Consider the following 3661-nt stretch of genomic DNA (forward strand, 5'->3'; position numbering starts at 1 on the left):
GGACGATGACGTTCGGATGGAATACCTGTATTGATGACCGCGAATATCGTTCTGAATCGCATTCGGCCCTTCCTGTTGACGATTCGCCATGCCCTCTCGTTCGTGTGGCAGAGCAGCTCGACCCTGGCCATCTGCAGTGTCGCCGTGCGGGTCATCCAAGGTCTTCTCCCGCTGGCGGTGTTGTATCTGACGAAGTTGTTGATCGATGCCGTGACCGACGAGCTTAAGATTCCGTCTGCCGAGGGCTCGTTGAGCAAAATGACCACGATTCTTGCGGGATTGGCGGGTGTCGCGGTGATCAATGCCACGCTTACCGGCATGGCCTCTCTGATTTCGAGGATTCATGCTCAAGTCGTCACCGATCATATGCATGCGCTCCTTCAGGCAAAGTCCATCGAGGTCGATCTGGAGTACTATGAGGATGCGCGCTATTACGATACCCTCCATCGCGCGCAGCAAGAAGCGCCCTATCAACCGACGGCGATTCTCAATGCTTTACTTCAACTTGGCCAAGATGCCATTTCATTGCTGGCTGTGGCGGCCATACTCTGGTGGCTGCATTGGGGAGTCATTCCGGTCTTGCTACTGGCGGCCATTCCGTACTTCTTCGTTCGACTGCAGCAGGCCAACCGGTTGTTTGTCTGGGAGCGCGAACGGACGCCGCTGGAACGGAAGGCCTGGTACGTCAATATGCTGCTGACGCAAGCCACCGCAGCGAAAGAAGTGCGATTGTTCGATCTCGGTCCTCGGCTACGGCAATGGTTCCAAGATGCCCGATCGGTGCTGCGTCGAGAACGGATTGCGTTAGAGCGCCGGTGGGCCCTTGCAGGTCTTGCCGCGCAACTCATCGGCGTGTTCGGTGTGTTCGGAGTCTATAGCTTTGTGGCGCTTCGAACATTTCAGGGACTGCTCACTGTGGGTGACCTCGTCATGTTTTTCCAGGCGGTACAGCGAGCCTCTGGATTCCTGGAGGGTTTGGGATGGAGTGTGTCGAAACTCTATGAGAGTAATCTGTTTCTAACCGCGTTGGGCGAGTTCTTGAACATTCAGTCTCGTTTGCCGGAACCGGCACGGCCGAAAACCCTTCCTCGACCGATCATGCAGGGAGTTACGTTCGATCATGTGTCATTCCAATATCCTCATGAAGAACGTGTGGCGATCCGAGACCTCACCTTTACGATCAAACCGGGAGAACATATCGCGTTCGTTGGAGCGAATGGGGGGGGGAAGACGACGCTGGTGAAACTCCTATGCCGGCTCTACGACCCCTCAAGCGGTCGCATTACGATCGATGGTGAAGATCTTCGAGACTATCCGATTGCCGATGTCCGTGGCGCGGTCAGTGGAGTGTTCCAGGACTTCGTGAAGTTTCAGTTCTCTGTGAAAGACAATATTGCTTTGGGCCTGAGCTCTCCGGATATCGATCTTTCCGACGTTACTAGGGCGGCCAAACAAGCTGGTGTTCATGAGACCATTGAGCGCCTGCCCAAGGGGTACGAGTCAGTGCTCGGCAAGTTGTTCGATGGCGGACATGAGCTGAGCATCGGAGAATGGCAGAAGGTGGCACTTGCACGGGCCTTTCTCCGTGACTCTCAAATTCTGATTCTTGATGAGCCGACCAGTGCGATGGATGCCAAGGCTGAGGCGGAACTCTTTGGACGGTTTCATGAGTTGGCAAAAGGTCGTATGGCGATTTTGATCAGCCATCGCCTCTCCACTGTGAAAATGGTTGATCGCATTTATGTGCTTGATGAAGGGCGAATTCTGGAAAGTGGCTCGCATGACGAGCTGATGCGTTGCCATGGTCTCTATGCCGAGCTGTTCGGTATTCAATCACAGTACTACCAATAGCAACTGTGGTTTTGTATCCTAAGATTCGTTGTAATTGCTGGTTATGATGAGTTGCAATGCCACAATGGAATACGCTATGTTACAGACCGTAGGGGAATAAGAAGACTAAAATCAGGAACACGGAGAGATGAAATCGTGCTTCAACCAAAGTAGCGCCATATGGAGGTGAGAGAAAAATGAAAACCACGAAAGAAGTCTATGTCAGACCCGTCCTTACGAAACACGAGCTATTGCGTGAGATCACCGCGGCCTATTCTGGCGGCAGAGGTGATGGTGGTGTAAGAGACCGCATTGAGGATATTGTCTGCCAGATCTTTCCACGCCTCCCGCGCTGCAACTAGAACTGTCTCCTTGCTGGTCAGTCCATGCTGGACTGGCCAGCGCATCGTACCAGGTTTAGCTCTTCTATATTGAGGAATGGTTCGTGATCTGTTCGCTCGAGTCCCTGCGCTAGATGAGGCTCGGGTGCCTTGATTTACCTTATATCCCTCCGGTCGTTATTCCTCCTGTCTATTATTGATGAATGCGGCGTGCGAAGGTGTATCACCGAAAAGACCTGTAAGACCTGCTGGGTTTCGCGAGCTTCTCAAAGTGAGCGGTCTCTCGTTCAATTAGCATGTCGAGCGGTGGCGCCGTGATCAGCCATGTACTCTTGGTTCGGGTTGACGGGTACAGCGCGATGCACCGATGGTCGCCGAGCTGACGCTCGTCGTCACGGAGCACGTCATGACTGGGCACTTGGTCTCACACCCGAATAGCGTCCTCATTAACACATCTTTGAGCGCTCCCCAACTTTAGAGGGGGTTGTTTACTGCGTTTCAGATGAAGTAGACAACAATGCCCCTACGGCGTAGGTCGAGAGTGAAAATACCTACGCCATCATGCCGGATAGCGGCCTGCAGCATCATTCAAAGGAAGGATTGGCTTTGTCGAATTCCAATAGATTTGCGCTTTATGCAAAAGGTTTCCGTGCGATCGTTGCAGTTGCGACCCTCGTGACTTTTCTCTGTCCTGGCGTTGGACCGCTATTCCCTTCCTCCGCACAGGCCCAAACATTCAGTGACCCGGGATTCTCATCGGAAGTCGTCGCGACACTGCCTCAATTCCTTCCGGTTGGAGTCACATGGGCCAACGACGGGCGCATGTTCATTTGGCAACGAAACGGCGTGATCAAGATATTCAAGAACGGCCAGTTATTGCCCACGCCGTTCCTTGATATCAGCGCAAATGTCAACACCTTTGATGATCGAGGAATGCTTGGCCTGGCCTTACATCCGAACTTCGCCGTGAACGGCTATGTTTATGTTATCTATGTACGCGAAGAAGGCGGCAATCCCAACGACCCAAGCCCAAAAATTGAAAGACTCTCCCGATTTATCGCGAATGCTCAAAATCCCGATGTCGCATTGCCCAACAGTGAAACGGTCCTCATGACGATTGCCACCGACTTCCACCACCATGAAAACGGCACTCTACGATTCGGCTCAGACGGCAGGCTTTTCGTAGGGCATGGAGAGGACACCACGGCCGACGGTGCCAGTGGAAGCGCATTTGTCGCGCAAGACCTCAACGACCCACGTGGCAAAATCTTACGCATCACCGAGGATGGAAACGCGCCCGGCGATAATCCCTTCGACGACGGCACCAATTCGATCAGATCGAAGGTCTACTCCTACGGCCTTCGCAATCCCTTCCGTTTTACGCTCCATCCGGTATCAGGAGAGCCTTATTTAGGAGACGTAGGATGGAACGTCTGGGAAGAATTCGACCGAGGACGAGGAAAAAATTTCGGCTGGCCTTGCTACGAAGG

Annotated in this window: 2 protein-coding genes; both read left to right on the forward strand. The window is 53.2% G+C overall.

Annotated elements, in window-relative coordinates; genetic code table 11:
• Positions 1–33: 33 nt before the first annotated feature.
• Positions 34–1851, forward strand: coding sequence for an ABC transporter ATP-binding protein (locus ACOSYY_RS09455; RefSeq protein ID WP_421662021.1), 1818 nt, complete (start codon positions 34–36; stop codon positions 1849–1851).
• A 926-nt stretch (positions 1852–2777) separates the two neighbouring features.
• A partial coding sequence (locus ACOSYY_RS09460) for a PQQ-dependent sugar dehydrogenase (RefSeq protein WP_421662022.1) occupies positions 2778–3661 on the forward strand: 884 nt, incomplete at its 3' end.

The organism is Nitrospira sp. BLG_2 (assembly GCF_049222245.1).

What these genes read in the sequence shown, in the direction of transcription:
- ACOSYY_RS09455 (WP_421662021.1), top strand. Translation starts at nt 34, where the DNA reads ATGACCGCGAATATCGTTCTGAATCGCATTCGGCCCTTCCTGTTGACG.